16 protein-coding genes are annotated in these 16,478 nt (G+C 72.5%); 4 read left to right on the forward strand and 12 right to left on the reverse strand.

Going from position 1 to position 16,478, the window contains the following annotated elements; genetic code table 11:
* Positions 1-30: 30 nt before the first annotated feature.
* From MQE23_RS07630 to MQE23_RS07660, 7 genes are all read right to left on the reverse strand, one after another.
* Complete coding sequence (locus MQE23_RS07630; RefSeq protein ID WP_243378634.1) at positions 31-699, reverse strand: GntR family transcriptional regulator; 669 nt, start codon at positions 697-699, stop codon at positions 31-33.
* A complete protein-coding gene (locus MQE23_RS07635; RefSeq protein WP_243378635.1) occupies positions 696-1,697 on the reverse strand; it encodes a proline racemase family protein in 1,002 nt (333 codons plus the stop codon). Before MQE23_RS07635 ends, MQE23_RS07630 begins: the two co-directional genes overlap by 4 nt.
* Positions 1,698-1,711: 14 nt before the next feature.
* Positions 1,712-2,602, reverse strand: a complete 891-nt coding sequence (locus tag MQE23_RS07640; RefSeq protein WP_020273488.1) for a dihydrodipicolinate synthase family protein — start codon at positions 2,600-2,602, stop codon at positions 1,712-1,714.
* Entirely contained in the window at positions 2,599-3,963 is a 1,365-nt protein-coding gene (locus MQE23_RS07645) for an NAD(P)/FAD-dependent oxidoreductase (RefSeq protein WP_243378636.1), read from the reverse strand. The genes MQE23_RS07640 and MQE23_RS07645 overlap by 4 nt, the downstream gene beginning before the upstream one ends.
* Positions 3,953-4,285, reverse strand: a complete 333-nt coding sequence (locus tag MQE23_RS07650) for a (2Fe-2S)-binding protein (RefSeq protein ID WP_243378637.1) — start codon at positions 4,283-4,285, stop codon at positions 3,953-3,955. Before MQE23_RS07650 ends, MQE23_RS07645 begins: the two co-directional genes overlap by 11 nt.
* Positions 4,282-5,436, reverse strand: coding sequence for an FAD-binding oxidoreductase (locus tag MQE23_RS07655; protein WP_020272692.1), 1,155 nt, complete (start codon positions 5,434-5,436; stop codon positions 4,282-4,284). The genes MQE23_RS07650 and MQE23_RS07655 overlap by 4 nt, the downstream gene beginning before the upstream one ends.
* 96 nt (positions 5,437-5,532) lie before the next feature.
* On the reverse strand, positions 5,533-6,192 hold the full coding sequence (locus tag MQE23_RS07660) for a hypothetical protein (RefSeq protein WP_020272693.1): 660 nt from the start codon (positions 6,190-6,192) through the stop codon (positions 5,533-5,535).
* A gap of 238 nt (positions 6,193-6,430) precedes the next feature.
* On the opposite strand from MQE23_RS07660, the gene MQE23_RS07665 reads away from it, so the two are divergent.
* The 3 genes from MQE23_RS07665 to MQE23_RS07675 all read left to right on the forward strand — a co-directional run bounded on the left by MQE23_RS07665 (position 6,431) and on the right by MQE23_RS07675 (position 8,072).
* A complete protein-coding gene (locus MQE23_RS07665; protein ID WP_037669263.1) occupies positions 6,431-7,090 on the forward strand; it encodes a helix-turn-helix transcriptional regulator in 660 nt (219 codons plus the stop codon).
* A 32-nt stretch (positions 7,091-7,122) separates the two neighbouring features.
* Positions 7,123-7,653 (forward strand): hypothetical protein, encoded by a 531-nt coding sequence (locus MQE23_RS07670; RefSeq protein ID WP_020272695.1) that lies wholly within the window; start codon positions 7,123-7,125, stop codon positions 7,651-7,653.
* Between the two features lie 176 nt (positions 7,654-7,829).
* Complete coding sequence (locus MQE23_RS07675) at positions 7,830-8,072, forward strand: hypothetical protein (protein ID WP_020272696.1); 243 nt, start codon at positions 7,830-7,832, stop codon at positions 8,070-8,072.
* Between the two features lie 47 nt (positions 8,073-8,119).
* On the opposite strand, the gene MQE23_RS07680 is transcribed toward MQE23_RS07675, so the two are convergent.
* Together MQE23_RS07680 and MQE23_RS07685 are read right to left on the reverse strand one after the other, a co-directional pair.
* Positions 8,120-8,797 (reverse strand): 4'-phosphopantetheinyl transferase superfamily protein, encoded by a 678-nt coding sequence (locus MQE23_RS07680; protein WP_020272697.1) that lies wholly within the window; start codon positions 8,795-8,797, stop codon positions 8,120-8,122.
* Positions 8,794-9,654, reverse strand: a complete 861-nt coding sequence (locus MQE23_RS07685) for a metallophosphoesterase (protein WP_243378638.1) — start codon at positions 9,652-9,654, stop codon at positions 8,794-8,796. Before MQE23_RS07685 ends, MQE23_RS07680 begins: the two co-directional genes overlap by 4 nt.
* A gap of 261 nt (positions 9,655-9,915) precedes the next feature.
* Here MQE23_RS07685 and MQE23_RS07690 point away from each other — a divergent pair, with 261 nt between their 5' ends.
* A complete protein-coding gene (locus MQE23_RS07690) occupies positions 9,916-11,052 on the forward strand; it encodes an ATP-grasp domain-containing protein (protein WP_020272699.1) in 1,137 nt (378 codons plus the stop codon).
* A gap of 28 nt (positions 11,053-11,080) precedes the next feature.
* On the opposite strand, the gene MQE23_RS07695 is transcribed toward MQE23_RS07690, so the two are convergent.
* The 3 genes from MQE23_RS07695 to MQE23_RS07705 all read right to left on the reverse strand — a co-directional run bounded on the left by MQE23_RS07695 (position 11,081) and on the right by MQE23_RS07705 (position 16,416).
* Positions 11,081-11,974, reverse strand: coding sequence for a sulfotransferase (locus MQE23_RS07695; protein ID WP_243378639.1), 894 nt, complete (start codon positions 11,972-11,974; stop codon positions 11,081-11,083).
* 143 nt (positions 11,975-12,117) lie between these two features.
* A complete protein-coding gene (locus tag MQE23_RS07700) occupies positions 12,118-13,368 on the reverse strand; it encodes an alpha-L-fucosidase (protein ID WP_020272701.1) in 1,251 nt (416 codons plus the stop codon).
* Between the two features lie 3 nt (positions 13,369-13,371).
* Positions 13,372-16,416, reverse strand: a complete 3,045-nt coding sequence (locus MQE23_RS07705; RefSeq protein ID WP_243378640.1) for a glycoside hydrolase family 38 C-terminal domain-containing protein — start codon at positions 16,414-16,416, stop codon at positions 13,372-13,374.
* Between the last annotated feature and the right edge of the window lie 62 nt (positions 16,417-16,478).

A 16,478-nucleotide genomic window follows, 5' to 3' on the forward strand; every position in this document is an offset into this window, starting at 1 on the left:
GGAGCCGCATGGTGTTACAGCCCCGCGCCCCTAAGGGGCGCTTGCCCACAGTCCCCGGACGTGTCCGAGGTGCCGGGTCATGACCGCCCTTACCGCCTCCTCGTCGCGGGTGAGCAGCGCGTCCAGGATCTCCAGGTGTTCCTCCGCCGATGCCTCCAGCCGGCCCTGCTCGACGAGCGCGGTCAGTCCGTACAGCCGGGAGCGGCGTCTGAGGTCCCGGACGACGTCGACGAGGTGGTCGTTGCCGGCGAGGGCCAGCAGGCCGAGGTGGAAGCGCAGGTCGGCCTCGACGTAGGCGATGAGGTCGCCGGCCGCGGCGGAGGTGACTATCTCCTGGGCGACCGGGCGGAGCGCCTCCAGCGCCACCGGGTCGGCCGTGGCCGCGAGGCCCGCCGTGGTGGGGATCTCGATCAGCGCGCGGATGTGGGTGTACTCGTCCAATTGCTTCTCGGAGACGGCCGTGACCCGGAAGCCCTTGTTGGGCACGGTGTCGACGAGGCCTTCCTTGGCCAGGTCCAGCATGGCCTCGCGCACGGGGGTGGCCGAGACGCCGAAGCGGGCGGCGAGGCCCGGGGCCGAGTAGACCTCGCCTGGGAGCAGCTCGCCGGCGATCAGGGCGGCCCGCAGCGCGTCCGCGACCCGCTCCCGGTGACTGGGCTTCCTGCTGCCCAGCACGGGCAGCGCAGGGGTGCGGCTCACAGGACGAACCCCGCCGGGAACGGGTCCTCGGGGTCCAGCAGGTACTGGGCGGTGCCGGTGATCCAGGCGCGTCCGGAGAAGCTGGGCAGCACGGCCGGGCGGCCTGCCACCTCGGTGGTGCCGAGCAGTCTGCCGGTGAACCGGGTGCCGATGAAGGACTCGTTCACGAACTCGGTGTGCAGCGGGAGTTCGCCGCGCGCGTGCAGCTGTGCCATGCGGGCGCTGGTGCCCGTGCCGCAGGGCGAGCGGTCGAACCAGCCGGGGTGGATGGCCATGGCGTGCCGGGAGTGGCGGGCGGTCGAGCCGGGGGCGGCCAGGTAGACGTGGTGGAGGCCGTGGATGGACGGGTCCTCCGGGTGCACGGGCGGGTCCTCGGCGTTGACGGCGGCCATGAGGGACAGGCCGGCGCGGAGGATGTCGTCCTTGCGGGCCCGGTCGAAGGGCAGGCCGAGGTGGTCCAGCGGCAGGATGGCGTAGAAGTTGCCTCCGAAGGCGAGGTCGTACGTCACCGTCCGGCCGTCGGCGAGGGTGGCCTTGCGGTCGAGGCCGACGGCGAAGGAGGGCACGTTCCGCAGGGTGACTCCCTTGGCGGCGCCGTCCGCCACGGCCACCTCGGCGACGACGAGACCCGCCGGGGTGTCGAGCCGGATGGTGGTGACCGGTTCGACGACCTCGACCATGCCGGTCTCGACGAGCACGGTCGCCACGCCGATCGTGCCGTGCCCGCACATCGGCAGATAGCCGGTGACCTCGATGTAGACGACGCCCCAGTCGCAGTCGGGCCGGGTCGGCGGCTGGAGGATGGCGCCGCTCATGGCGGAGTGACCCCGCGGTTCGTTCATCAGCAACTGCTTGATGTCGTCGCGGTGTTCGCGGAAGTAGAGCCGCCGCTCGTTCATCGTGGCGCCGGGGATGGTGCCGATGCCGCCGGTGATGACGCGGGTCGGCATGCCCTCGGTGTGCGAGTCGACGGCATGCAGGACGAGTCTGCTGCGCATGATCCCGCCTTCCCTTACGACAGTCCGGCCGCGACGGCCTTCTCGGTGGCGGCCCGGACGGCGGCCTCCTGCTCGGGCAGCAGGGGCATGCGCGGCGGGCGGCAGGGTCCGCCGTGGCGGCCGACGAGGTCCATGGACAGTTTGATGGCCTGGACGAACTCCACGCGCGAGTCCCACCGCAGCAGCGGATGCAGCTGCCGGTACAGGTCCCGCGCGGTGTCGAGGTCGCCGTCGACGGCCGCGTGGTACAGCTCGACGGACGCCTGCGGCAGCGCGTTCGGGTAGCCGGCCACCCAGCCCTTGGCGCCCGCGACGGCCAGCTCCAGCAGGACGTCGTCCGCGCCGATCAGCAGGTCGAGCTCGGGGGCGAGTTCGGCGATGCGGTAGGCCCGGCGGACGTCTCCGGAGAACTCCTTCACCGCCCGGATGTACCCCTCGCCGTGCAGCCGGGCGAGCAGCTCCGGCACGAGGTCGACCTTGGTGTCGATCGGGTTGTTGTACGCGACGACCGGCAGGCCCGCCTTCGCGACCTCGGCGTAGTGGGCGAGGACGGAGCGCTCGTCGGCGCGGTAGGCGTTCGGCGGCAGCAGCATCACCGCCCGGCAGCCCGCCTCGCCCGCCTGCTCGGCCCAGCGCCGGGACTCGGCGGATCCGTAGGCGGCGACGCCGGGCATGACGCGCTGCCCGCCGATCGCGGCGACGGCCGTCTCGACTACCCGGGCGCGCTCCTCGGGGGTGAGCACCTGGTACTCGCCGAGGGAGCCGTTCGGCACGACACCGTCGCAGCCGTTCTCGACCAGCCAGGCGCAGTGCTCGGCGTACTGGTCGTAGTTCACGGAGAGGTCGTCGTTCAGCGGGAGCGCGGTGGCGACGAGGACGCCGCGCCAGGGGCGGTGGTCGGTCATGACAGTTCCTCCTGGGTGTGTTGCCTTGCGAGGACGCCGAGCGGTACGGGACGGGCGAACGGCCTTCTGGACGGGGCGGGTGGACAGCCGGCGAGACCCGCGACGGCGACGGCGCACATCCGGCCCTGGCACCAGCCCATTCCGGCCCGGGTCAGCAGCTTCACGGTGCGCTCGTCGCCCGCCCCGAGGTCCAGGGCGTCGCGCACGGCACCGGCGGTGACCTCCTCGCAGCGGCAGACCACGGTGTCGTCGGTGAGCTGTTCAGGCCAGTGCGCGGGCGGCGTGTAGGCGGCGTCGAGGGCGGCCGCTGAACTCCTCAGTCGGGTACGGGCCTTGAGGGCGGCGGGGGCCGGGTCGGGGGCGGTGCCGCGCAGGTGGGCGGCGGCGGAGCACCCGGCGATGTGCCCCTCGGCGAGGGCGAGGGCCGCGCCGCCGATACCGGTGGACTCCCCGGCCGCCCACACGCCGGGCACGTCCGTGCGCTGCTCGGCGTCGACGGCCACGGCGAGCCCGTCCAGGCCGCAGCCGAGGCCCTCCGCCAGGTCGGTGTGCGGGAGCATGCCGTGGCCGACGGCCAGGGTGTCGCAAGGCAACTGCCGCTCGGTGCCGGGCCGGACGCGTCCGTCGGTGTCGAGGGCGGCGACCGTGACGCCGGTCAGCCGGTCGTCACCGTGGGCGCGGACGACGGTGTGGCGGGCCAGTACCGGCACGCGATGGCGCAGCAGCCGGGCGGCGTATCCGGCGCCCTCGGGGAGCTTGGCGGCCAGGGCGAGGCCGTGGCGGGCCAGGCGCCTTGGGCCGGTGGACTCGACGAGTGCGGCGACCTCGACGCCGGCTGCCGCGAGCCCGGTCGCCACGGGCAGCAGCAGCGGCCCGGTCCCGGCCACGACGACTCGGCGCCCCGGCACCACGAGGCCGCCCTTGAGCATGGCCTGGGCTCCCCCGGCGGTGACCACGCCCGGGAGGGTCCAGCCGGGGAAGGGCAGCACGTGTTCGTATCCCCCGGTGGCCAGGAGCACGGCACGGGCGTGCACCTCGGCCGGCTCCTCCTGCTCCGGGCCGAGCAGCGCGTGCACGGTGAAACCGCCGGACTTCCGCTCCACGCACCAGACGTGATGATCCGTCAGCAGGCGTACGGAACTGGCGGCGAGGCCGTCCCGCAGTCGCTCCCAGGTCCGCCACCGGTGGTGCAGCGCCTCGGGCCGCCCGGCTCCGAGTCCGGCGGCGGGCTGCCGGTAGAACTGCCCGCCGGCCCCCGTCGCCGCGTCCACGAGGGCGACCCGCGTGCCGCGCGCGGCGGCCGCCAGGGACGCGGCCAGCCCGGCCGGCCCTGCGCCGATCACGACGAGTTCAGTCCGCATGGCCGTCTCCCCCGTCGCCGTCCGCTCCTCCATGGCCCGTCCCCTCCTGCGTGCCGATCACGTCGCCCGGACGCACCGGGAGCAGACAAGCGCGTTGGTTGGGGCGGCCGTTGACGGTCACGAGGCAGTCGAAGCAGACGCCGATCCCGCAGAACACCCCGCGCGGACGGCCTCCGCCCCGGGTGGTGCGCCAGGAGGTGACACCCGCCGCCCACAGCACGGCGGCGACCGTCTGGCCGGGCAGCGCCTCGACCGGCCGCCCGTCGAAGGTGACCGTGAAGGCGGGGCCGGGCCCGGCCCCCGCCAGCTCCAGTGGATTCACTCGGCCTCCTCGGGAAAGCGGTCGGGCCGGAACGGGCCGAGATCCAGGTCGGGCGTCCGCCCCGTCAGCGCCTGGGCGATCAGTAGCCCGGTGCCGGTGGCCAGACCGATGCCCGCGCCCTCGTGGCCGCAGGCGTGCAGGAGTCCGGGCGCCCGGGGGTCGGGGCCGACCGCGGGCAGATGGTCCGGCAGATACGGCCGGAAGCCGGCGTACGTCCGCATGGCCCGGACTGAGGCGAGGAACGGGAAGAGCCGCGTCGCGCCCGCCGCCAGCGCCCGCAATGCCGGGAGCGACAACGACCGGTCGAAGCCGACCCGTTCGCGGCTGGCGCCGATGAGGACCGGCCCGGCGGGTGTGCCCTCGACCACCGGGGACGTCTGGAGGGCCGCCGAGTCGCTGGCGACGTCGGCCACGTAGTCGGCGGCGTACACCTTGTGCCGGATCCGGGGCGGCAGCGGCTCGGTGACCAGGACGAAACCACGCCGGGGCAGCACCGGCAGCGATACCCCGGCGCGGGCCGCCACCTCGCCGCCCCAGGTGCCGCCCGCGTTGACGACCGCCGGGGCGTGGATGTCGCCCCGGTCGGTACGTACCCCGCGCACCGCACCGTCGGGGCCGCGCAGCACCCCGGTCATCTCACGGCCGGTGAACAGCCGGGCGTTCGAGGCTCGCAGCAGGTGCGCCGCCGCCAGGGCGGGCATCACCTGGGCGTCCTGCGGATAGAGCACGCCGCCCGCGAGGCCGGGGGCCAGGTAGGGCTCCAGGTCGGTGAGCCGGTCGGGCGGCACCGGGACCGCCTCGACGCCGGCCGCGCGCTGCCCGGCAGCGAGCCTCTCCAGGCCAACCAGCGCTTCGCCGGAGCCGGCGACGACGACCCCGCCCTTGGCCTCGTACTCGACCGCCTTCCCCAGCCCCTCCTCGGCCAGTTCGGACCACAGCCGGGCGGACAGCAGGGCCAGGTCGAGCTCGGGTCCGGGTTCCTTGTCGGAGACGAGGAGGTTGCCCTCCCCCGCGCCGGTCGTACCGCCGGCCACCGGGCCCCGGTCCACCACGACGGTGTCCAGGCCCGCCCGAGCCGTGTACAGGGCGCAGGCGGCGCCCACCACTCCGGCTCCGACCACCACGACATCGCAGGTCAGCGGCTTGCTCACGTCAGTACTATGTCACACACCACTCTGGCTGGGAATGGGGCGGACGCCGGTGACGCGGTCCTGCGGTGATGGTGACCCGGGGGGGAACGTCGGGGCTCAGTCGGCCGCCGGGACGACCCTCAGGTGGGAGGCGGTACGGCGCGTCCGGCGGTCCCGCGACGGGGCACGGCGGGCCTCGCGCAGCACGAACGTGAGCCTGGTGCAGCCCAGTTCCTCGAGCGTCCTCGACGTCTCGACGACGATCCGGCAGTCGGTGGCGCCCCAGCGCGGATCCGGGTGCAGCAGCGGCCGTACGGCACCGTCCTGCTCGACGGCGCTCTCGCCGACCGAGCGGATCCAGTGCGGCAGGCCGTGCCGGTAGGCGGCCTCCATGATCGGGTCCTGGGCGATGTCGCGGCGGATGGCCTGGAGCCCGTGGTCGGGGCCGTGGCTCTCCACGGTCCGCGCGAAGTGCGCGAGCATCGGCAGGCACCAGCTCGCCTCGTGCTCGCCGAGCACCGTGGGAGCGTCGGGGTGGAACAGCACGAACCTGAGGAAGTTGTCGCCCGGCATGGCCGTCGGGTGCGGGCCGACACCACCGAAAAGTGACCGGAAGGCGCTGTTGGCCAGCACCACGTCCCAGCAGTGGTCGACGACGAGCGAGGGGAAGGACACGGCCTCCAGAAGTCCGGCGTAGTCCTCCAGGTAGGCCTGGACATCGGAAGTCTCGGGGACGGGCCGCGGTGCCGGCCGCTGCCCTCCTGCCTGATATGCCATCGGGAGGTCACCCCTCTTGCCTGTGCGGCCTTGACGCGGCGCCCCGATCCTGGTGCCCGGAGCTGAGGCGTGTCAACTATCGTGGCATTTCATGCTGGTTGACGGCTGAAATTGGCCACAGTTGTGGCGAGACCTGGATGTGAGTTCGAAGCACCGGCTACGCTCCGGGAAGTTCACGCCGGGGTAAGTCACGGCATCCGCTTGTGAGAAGCCTGTGAGAGACGTAGGAGATCTGTCGGTGACGGGTGGCTTCGTCGAAGGTCCGGGCGCCACGCCGACGGCCGTGCTGGCGGCCGTCGTCTCCCGTGTCACCGCGCTCGCCGACCGGCTCGGCGTGCCGCACGCCGAGGTCTTCGACGTCGGCCGGCTGTCCGTCGCCTCCGGCGTCCCGGAGCCCGTGGTCAAGGCCCTGCTCGGCGGCCGGCCGGCGGGCGAGCCCGATGTGCAGGCCCGGTTCCTCCAGCGCCTGGACCTGCTGCGCCGGACCCGGCTCAAGCCCAACGGCCGCAAGTACACCCAGCAGGAGATCGCCGACGGCGCGGGCATGTCCCGGCAGCAGGCCGGCGCCCTCATCAACGGCGACCGGCGGCCGACCATGGAGCACTGCGACGCCCTGCAGCGGTTCTTCCGGGTGCATGCCGGGTTCCTCACGGCCGAGGACCCCGAGGCGCTGGTGAGCGCCCTCCAGCACACCGAGCAGGAACTGCTCCAGAAGCTCGCCGACCGGGAGCGGGAAGCTGCCGCGGCGGCCGACGACCCGCTGGAGCGGCTGTTGCAGGACCACGGCGTGCGCGGCATCGCCTGGCGGGCCGCGCAGCTGCCCACCGACCAGCACCGCGACAAGGTGGCGGAGTGGCTGGACATGCTCCTGGAGAGCGTCAAGCGGCCCGAGTCGTGACCGTGGGGAGAACTGTGGGCATCGGTAAGGAAATGCGCCGCCTGTGCGGCGAACTGGTCGCGGAGCTGACCCTCCCCGCGCCGGCGCGGCCCGACGAGCTGTACGCCGCCCTGTGCGACGCCATGAGCAGACGCCGGGGCCGCCCCGTCCACTTCCGTACGGCCGCCTTCCCGCCCGGGACCGCGAGCGGGCTGTGGCTCGACATGGCCGAGCAGGACCTGGTGGTGATCGAGGAACGCACGGCTCCCGACCACCAGTTGGTGATCCTGGGCCACGAGCTGTGGCACATGAACGCGGGGCACTGCTCCCACCACGTCGAGGGCGCCGCCGTCGCGGCCAGGCTGCTCCACGACGGCGCCGACCTCCAGGCGACGGTGCTGAAGGTCGCCGCCCGCACCCGCTTCGACCTCCGCGACGAGAAGGAGGCCGAGAGCTTCGGGCTGCTGCTGGCCAGCAAGTGCCGGGCGTGGCTGGCGGGTTCGTCGTCGCGGGGGCCGGTGCAGCGGGACCATCTGGCGGGGCGGATCGAGGCGTCGCTGGGGTATCCGGGGTCGCAGGGCTGAGAGGCGGGCCCGGCGGGCCGAGGCGGGGTTTCGCCTCCGCCGAGCGGGCGAACCGTCGGACGGCGGGGCCGGATTGTCAGTGGTGGGCGGCAAGCTGGAGGGGCGCCCCTTGTGTGCGGGGCGTGCGCGCCATCAGGGCGCGGGACCGACGACGCCGACACGGGGAGAGCCGACCGATGCCCACCGCCGTACTGACCGACCGCGAACGCACCGCCGTCCAGGCCTATCTGCGGCTGCTGCACACCGTCCGGGCCGCCTTCGACCTGGAGACGGGCCCGCCCGGCGCGCACCGGCCCCCGGTCGTCCCGCCCGGCGTCCTCGCCGAGGCGGAAGAGGCCCTCGAACGAGCGGGCCTCACCGGCAATGAGGAGGCGTTCTTCCACCTGCTCCAGAGCTGGTGCCCGGAGCCGGGCCCCTGAGCCGGCGGCCGGCGACGCGACCGCACCGACAGGCCTGAGCGCCGGCCTCAGTCGTGCGGTACGGCGACCGCCGTCGCGACCAGGCCGCGTTCGGCGGTCCACCGGCCGTCGAAATGGCCGAGGCGGCGGTCGCCGACCCGTGGGCCGGGGACGAGGAGCGTGGCGCGGAAGGTGCCACGTGGCCGTTCGCCGGGGCCGGCAGAGATCTCGATGTCGGCCTCCGTGAAGTCCAGCCACTTGCCGGTCAGGGGGAACCACGCCTTGTAGACGGACTCCTTCGCGCTGAACAGCAGCCGGTCCCAGTGGACGTCGGGGCGCTGTGCCGCCAGCCGCCGCAGGCGCTCGGCCTCGGCCGGCAGGGAGACGGCGGGCAGGACCCCTTCGGGCAGCGGCCCGTGGATCTCGGCGTCGATGCCGAGGGAGGCCAGGTCGGTGGCGCGGACCAGGGCGGCGGCGCAGTAGCCGTCGCAGTGGGTCATGCTGCCGGCCAGCCCCGCCGGCCAGCGCGGGGCGCCGCGTTCCCCGGGCAGGACAGCCTGCGGCGGCACGCCGAGCTTCTCCATGGCCCGGCGGGCACAGGAGCGGACGACGGCGAACTCCCGGCGCCGCTTGGCGACCGCCCGGGCCACGAGCGCCGCCTCCTCGGGGTACAACGGGGTGTCCGCGCCCTCGTTGCCGTACGCCTCCACGGTGACGACGGTCTGGGGCAGCAGTTCCTCGATCACCGCTCCTCGCCCTCTCTCGGCAGGATCCGCCGCAGCCGCCCCGGCTCCCCGGACCGCTTGCGCCACTCCCGGGGGTAGCCCACGGACACCTCCTCGAAGCGCACGCCCTCGTGGACGGTGGTGCGGGGGATGTGCAGATGGCCGTAGACCATCGTGTGGACGCGGAACCTGCGGTGCCAGTCGGCCGTCAGGTCCGTGCCGCACCACATGGCGAACTCGGGGTGCCACAGGACGTCCATCGGGTGCCGGTGCAGCGGGTAGTGGTTGACCGGGATCACGGGCAGGCCGTCGGGCAGTTCGGCGAGTCTGCGTTCGGTCTCGGCGACCCGGGCCCGGCACCAGTCCTCCCGGCTCGGGTAGGGGTCGGGGTGCAGCAGGTACTCGTCGGTGCACACGATGCCCGTGCCCTGGGCGTACGCCAGGCCCTGCTCCTTGGTCGCGCAGCCGGCCGGCAGGAACGAGTAGTCGTACAGCAGGAACAGCGGTGCGACGGCCACGGGGCCGCCGGGGCCGTCCCACACGGGGTAGGGGTCCTCCGGTGTCGTCACGCCGAGGTCCCGGCACAGCTCGACCAGGTAGTCGTATCGGGCGACGCCCCGCAGGGTGACGGGGTCGCTCGGATGGGTCCACAGCTCGTGGTTCCCGGGCACCCAGACGACCTTGCGGAAGCGGCCGGCGAGCGTCTTGAGGGTCCAGCGGACGTCGGCCACGGTCTCGGCGACGTCCCCGGCCACGAGGAGCCAGTCGTCGTCCGTCCCCGGCCGCATCCGTTCGACCAGGGCGCGGTTCTCCGGGTAGCCGATGTGCAGATCGCTGATGGCCAGTAGTTGCGCGGCGCCACCGGCCGTCGACGTCACCCCTCGCCCCCTCCGCACGCCCGAACGCGAACGCCACCACGAGATCACATCCGCGGGCCGGGGGACAAGAGCGGCCGGACGATCATGGTCGTAAATCCGTAACCCGCGCGTTGCACGACACGGCTCGCCGAAGCCGTATGATCTGGCCCAACACCACCGCTAAGAACTTCCCTCTCACAGGGGCGGTTTGGTGACCCTCCATTCATCCTGCCCGGGCACGGGCTGCTGAGCCCTGCCCGCGAACCGTGAAAGGCGGCCTGCATGGTCTCTCGCGTACGCGTCTGGCTCAACCGCACGTACGCGGAGAACGTGTTCTTCATGGATCAGCTGCGGAGAAATCCCAGCGACCGGGCCGTCGAGATCCATGCCACGCACGGCGACCCCGACTCCCCCGTACTGGCCGCCGCCGACACCGCCGAGCTGGAGCCCGAGAACCTCTCACCCGCCGGGTACGTCGAGTACGCGCTGGACCAGTGCGGGCGGCGCGGTGTCGACGTGTTCGTGCCCCGGCTGCACCAGTCGGCGATCGTGGCGCACCGCGCCGAGTTCGAGGCGGTCGGTACGGCGGTGCTGGCGCCGCCGCCCGAGGCGGTGGCCGTCTTCCAGGACAAGGTGATCGCCTACGAGGCGGTCCAGGCGATCGGTGTGCCGGTGCCGCCGTGGTGGCGGGTCCGGTCCAGTGATGAACTGGTCGCCGCTGTCGAGGAGTTGGAGGACGCCGGGCACAAGGCGTGCTTCAAACCGGCGTCCGGGGCGGGCGGGGTGGGCTTCCGCGTGATCACGCGCTCGCCCTTCTCGCTGATGCACCTGAGCGGTTTCCCGAGCCCTTACGTACCGCTCGACCTGGTGCTGGAAGCGCTGCGGCGGGCCGAGGAGCCGGTCGACTGGCTGGTGATGCCGCGCCTGGAGCAGCCCGAGGTGTCGGTGGACTGCCTGACCGGTCCGGACAACCGGGTCCGGCTGGCCATCGGCCGCACCAAGAACGGCCGCCGCCGGGGCTTCACGCTGCACGAGCAGTGGCTGGAGCCGGCCCGGCGGATCGCGGAGGGCTTCGGTCTGCACTACCTGTCCAACATCCAGTTCCGGATGTTCGGCGACCGGCCGGTCCTGATGGACGTCAACACCCGTCCGGCCGGCGGCCTGCACCAGCTGTCCCTGTGCGGTGTCAACGCCCCCTGGGCCGCCGTCCAGCTGGCGCTCGGCGAGGACCCGGGCGAGGTGGTCCCGCCGTTCCTGGGCCAGGACTACACGGTGGTGTCCGGCCCGCGTCCGCTGCGGCCGGTGCAGCTGCCGCAGCAGCGGCCGGAGGCCACGGAGCAGCAGCCGCTGCCCGCGGCGCCGGCCGGCTCCGTCGAGGCGGCGGCCCCGCAGGCCACGGTCGGAGCCCTGCACCTCTAGGGGGTGTGAGCGAAGCCCCTGCTCCCCTTCAGTCCCTGTACCCCCACGCCTGGGCCAGTTCCCTCAGGCGTGGGGGAAGTTCGACGTCCGGGTCGGCGCCGCGGGCCGACTGGATGCGGCCGGACTTGATGGTGCTGGACCAGTCGCCGAGCTGGGGGCGGAAGGTGCCGTGGTCCTTGCTGCCGTAGTCGAGCATGGCGGGCTCCCAAGGAACGCCGAGGTGGTCGCAGACGCCCCGGGTGACCTTCTCCGGCTCGGCGGTGAGCTCCTCGTAGGTGATCACATGGGGGTCGAGGTTCCGTCGGGCCTCCTCCAGCTTCTCGCTGTAGTCGAGGACCTCGGCGCGGACGGCCTCGTGATCGGGGTCGGTGCGGCGGGCGGTGAGGGATGTGACGACCGCGCCGGGGTGGCGCAGCAGCAGGATGTAGCGGGCGTTGGGCCAACATCGGCGCAGGCGGGGCCAGACGAGGGTGTTCGGCGGGGTCTTGTCGACGATGACGTCCTTGCCGCTGCGGGTGAGCTCCAGGTGCAGCACCCGGTCCCACAGCACGTGTTCCAGCTCGTCCTTGTCGAGGTGGAGGGCCCGCATGGCGTCCGCGGTGAAGTCGCGGGACAGGTTGACGTGCACCGTGCGCAGGTGCATCTCGTGCGGGGCGCGGATACGGCTGTGGCTGTTGAGCAGGACGCGCAGCAGGGTCGAACCGGAGCGCACCGACGACAGGACGAAGACCGGCGAGTCGACCAGCCGGGGGGCGAGCGGGGCGGTGTAGGTGTCGGCCGCCGGGCGGGGGGCGGGGACGGCGTCGAGGTTCCGGTGCGGTGGGCTGACCGCGTCCCGGCGCGGTGGACTGACCGCCTGCATCACCAGCCTTCCGCGACGCTTCAGGCCCTTGCCGATCGCAGCCATACGCGGGTCTCGCACGGTGACACCTTTCGTTCGCGTTGTGCGTTCCGCATCCCAGGGGGACGGGGCGAACTTCAGGTGTCCGGAAGGCGAAGCGGCCTGCTCACGGGCGTCCACATACCGCCTGTGAGCAGGCCGTTTACCCGTTTCTTAAACTTTCGTCAGAACCGGCCGGCGCCGCGGTACAGCTCCAGTTCTCCTTCCAGTTCGACGGCCAGCACCGTGGCGTGCGGGTCGACGTCCGGCGCGGCGGGAGGCTCGATCCACAGGACGCCCGGTGTCTCGTGGAGGCCGCCGGTGACCCGGTGGGCCAGTTCCGTGCCGCTGCCGAGCACCGAGACCCGGCGGACCTTGCTGAGCAGGCCGCGCACGTTGATCTCGGCGCGCGGGGCGTCGAAGAGGGTCAGATAGAGGGTGCGGCGGTCCTTGGAGAGGGTGCTCGGGCCGTAGTGGTGGCCCGGCGGGAGTCCCCGTTCGGTGCCGTACACCGCCTCCGCGTGCCTGGCGATCCAGTCACCGAGCCCTTCCAGCCGCTGCGCCTGCTCGGCCGGGATGGTGCCGTCCTCCCGTGGGCCGACGCTGAGCAGCAGGTTGCCTCCGCCGCCGATGGTCTCGGTGAAGTAGCGGATGAGCTGGTCGACCGACTTGTGGTTGTGGTCGTGGTGCTGGTGGCCCCAGGAGTCGTTGATCGTCAGGCACAGCTCCCAGGGGCCCTCCGGCGGGACGACCGGGGCGCCCTGTTCCGGCGTCGCGTAGTCGCCCTCGCTGAGCATGCGGGCGTTGAACACGACGTCCGGCACCTCGGAGCGGATGAGGGCGGCTAGTTCCGGGATGCGCCACTGTTCCTCGCTGCGGTCCCACTCTCCGTCGAACCACAGCAGGTCCGGCTTGTACCGGGAGGTCAGTTCGCGGATCTGGCCGTCACGGTAGGCGAGGAACCTCTCCCAGGCCTGAAGGTCCTCGTCCTCGGCGGCGACCTCCGAGTAGCGGTTGTCCTCCAGCTCCGGCGGCCGGCCCGGCTTGCGGGTGGAGGCGTAGTCGGGGTGGCTCCAGTCCGAGTGCGAGTAGTACAGCCCGACCTTGAGGCCCTGCTCGCGCAGGGCGTCGGCGTAGCCGCCGACCAGGTCGCGGCCCACGTTCAGGTCGCCGTACGCCGTGTCCCACAGGGCGACGCCGTCGTGGTGGCGGCTGGTCAGCACGGCGTACTTCGCGCCGGCCCGCGCGAAGAGCCTCGCCCAGTCGCGCGGGTCGTAGCGGGCGGCCGTGAACCGGTCGAACTGGGACATGTACTGGTCGTACGGGACGATGTCGTCGTAGAACGACCAGGACTCCTGCACGCCGTCGACGGCGTAGATGCCCCAGTGGATGAAGATCCCGAGCTTGGCGTCGGTGAACCAGGGTTGCATGGCCATGCGTCAGCCCCTGCGCAGACGCAGGGTCAGGATCTGGAAGGGCCGCAGTTCCACGGGTACGGCGCCGTCGCCGTCCACGCTCGCCTCCTCCAGCGGCCGCTCCAGCAGGTCGGTGATCTGCGCGCCCGCGAGCGGGAAGCCGGTGCGCAGGACGCCCCGGGCCCGGCCGCCGCGGGATTCGTAGAGCCGTACGACGACGTCGCCGGAGGCGTCGTCGGCGAGCTTGACCGCCTCCACGGTGATGCCCTCGCCCTCGGTGGAGACGACCGGTGCGGGGGCGCCCGCCGCGTCGGCCACCCGGAGCGGGAGGTTGAGGGCGTAGCCCTCGGCGACGGCGTCCTCGATGGTCGCGCCGGGCAGCACCGCGTAGGTGAAGCGGTGGCGGCCCTGGTCGGCCTCGGGGTCGGGGATGCGCGGGGCGCGGACCAGGCTGAGGCGGACGGTGGTCGTGGTGCCGCCGTCCTCGCGGACCGTGCGGGAGACGTCGTGGCCGTACGTCGAGTCGTTGATGACCGCGACGCCGTAGCCGGGTTCGCCGATGTGCACCCAGCGGTGGCCGGAGACCTCGAAGCGGGCCGCCTCCCAGCTGGTATTGGTGTGGGTGGGCCGCTGGATGTGGCCGAACTGGATCTCGGCGGAGGAGTGCGGGGCCCGGATGTCGACCGGGAAGGCCGCCTTGAGGATCTTCTCGGTCTCGTGCCAGTCGATGTCCGTCTCGATGTCGATCCGGGGGCTGCCGGCGCGGACGGTGATCGTCTGGGTGATCTTCGAGCCCTTGCCGAAGTCCCGCTCGACGCGGATGGCGCCGACCAGCGGGTCCTGCTCGACGACCGTGACGGACGAGGCGTCGAGGAGGTCCGTGTAGCGGTTCTTGTAGTGCTTGTCGATGTCCCAGGCGTCCCAGTAGTTGGGCAGGTCGGTGTGCAGGCGCAGCAGGTTGCCCTGGTCGGCCAGGACCTCGCGGTTCGCGCGCAGGTCGCGGACGGACGACAGGGTGCCGTCCTCGGCCACCTCCACGCGGACCAGCCCGTTGTCGAGCACCCGGCCGCTCACGGTCACCGGCTGCGGGGGCTCGGCGTCGGCGAGGGGCGCGGAGCCGCTCGCGGGCACCTCCACGTACACCGGTGCGCCGTCGGCGGTGCGGACCACCTCGGCACGGTCATAAGGGCTGGTGTTGAAGACGCGGGTCCCGCCGGCGCCGAGGGCCGTGAGGGCATCGGCCGTCAGTGCCTGGAGTTCACGGGCCACTCGGGCGTACTCGGCCTCGGCCTCCCGGTGGACCCAGGCGATCGACGAGCCGGGCAGGATGTCGTGGAACTGGTGCAGCAGCACCGTCTTCCAGAGCCGGTCCAGCTTCTCGTGCGGGTAGGTGTAGCCCGGTGCGTGCAGCGCGGCCGTGGTCGCCCACAGCTCGGCCTCGCGCAGGAGGTGCTCGGAGCGGCGGTTGCCCTGCTTGGTGCGGGCCTGGGAGGTGTAGGTGGCGCGGTGCAGCTCCAGGTAGAGCTCGCCGACCCAGACGGGCGCGTCCGAGTACTCCTCGCGGGCCTTGGCGAAGAACTCGTCGGGGTGTTCGACGACGACCTTCGCGGAGCCCTCCAGGTCTGCCAGCCGGCGGGCGCGCTCCATGATCTCGCGGGTGGGGCCGCCACCGCCGTCGCCCCAGCCGAAGGGGGCCAGGGAGCGGCTGGCGCCGCCCTTCTCCTGGTAGTTGCGGACCGCGCGGGACATCTCCTCGCCGCTGAAGCGGGCGTTGTATGTGTCGACCGGCGGGAAGTGCGTGAAGATGCGGGTGCCGTCGATGCCCTCCCACCAGAAGGTGTGGTGGGGGAACTTGTTGGTCTGGTTCCAGGAGATCTTCTGGGTGAGGAACCACTCGTTGCCCGCGAGCTTGGCGATCTGCGGGTAGGCCGCGTTGTAGCCGAAGGAGTCCGGCAGCCAGACGCCCTTGGTCTCGACGCCGAAGTGCTCGATGAAGAACCGCTTGCCGTGGATGAACTGGCGGGCGACGGCCTCGCCGCCGGGCAGGTTGCCGTCGGACTCGACCCACATGCCGCCGACCGGCGCCCACTGGCCCTTCTTGACGGACTCCTGGATGCGGGTCCAGACCTTGGGGTAGTTGTCGCGGACCCACTCGTACTGCTGTGCCTGGGAGCAGGCGAAGATGAAGTCGTCGTACTCGTCGGCCAGGGACGTGACGTTGGAGAAGGTGCGGGACGTCTTGCGCTTGGTCTCGCGGATCGGCCAGAGCCAGGCCGAGTCGATGTGGGCGTGGCCGACGCCGGAGACGGTGTGCGCGCTGGCGTGCGCGGGCTTGGACAGCACCGGCTTCAGCGCCTCGCGCACGGCGGGCGCGGAGCCGGAGACGTCGTCCAGGTCGAGCAGGTCCATCGCCCGGTCGAGCGCGTGCGCGATCTCGTGCCGGCGCGGGTCGTGCTCGCCGAGCTCCAGCATCAGCTCGCGCAGCACCTGGACGTCGAGGTCGAGGTGCCAGACCTCCTCGTCGAGGATGGCGATGTCGGCGGCGCGGAAGGTGTAGAGCGGCTTGTCGCCGGCGGTGAGGATGTCGCCGAGCGGGGTGGTCTTCGAGAAGTTGTCGGCGAGGATGTCCGGGTTGGAGGCGGCCTCGACCAGGTACTCGACCGTCTCGCCGCCCGTCGCCGGGTTGGCGATCGCCACGTACTGGTTGAGCGGGTTGACGGCCTTCAGCGGGGTGCCGTCCGTCAGGTGCACCAGGGCCTCGGCCTGGTTGCCGGGCCAGTCGCCCACGAAGCCGAGGTCGATGACGGCCTCGACGCGGCGGCCCGCCCACGCCTCGGGCACCTGTCCGCGCATGCGGAACCAGGTGGTGCCCCAGGGCGGGCCCCAGGGGGTTCCCATCGCGAAGGGCGCGTACGAGGCGGCGGCGGCCTCCTCGAACGGGACCGGCTCCCCCGGGGCCTGCCAGGCCTCCACCTCGAAGGGGACGGTGGCCGCGTAGATCGCGGTCTTGATGCGCTGGTCGTGAAGGCGCTGCACGCGCTCCTCGATCCGGCGGCTTTCGTCATGCATGAGATGTCTCCAGGAAGCGGGAAGAGCGAGCAGACGGGAAGCGGTGGGGAAAGCGCTTACCG

Origin of the sequence: Streptomyces sp. HP-A2021 (genome assembly GCF_022807935.1) — a bacterium.
In the GTDB taxonomy this organism is placed as follows: Bacteria; Actinomycetota; Actinomycetes; order Streptomycetales; family Streptomycetaceae; genus Streptomyces; species Streptomyces afghaniensis.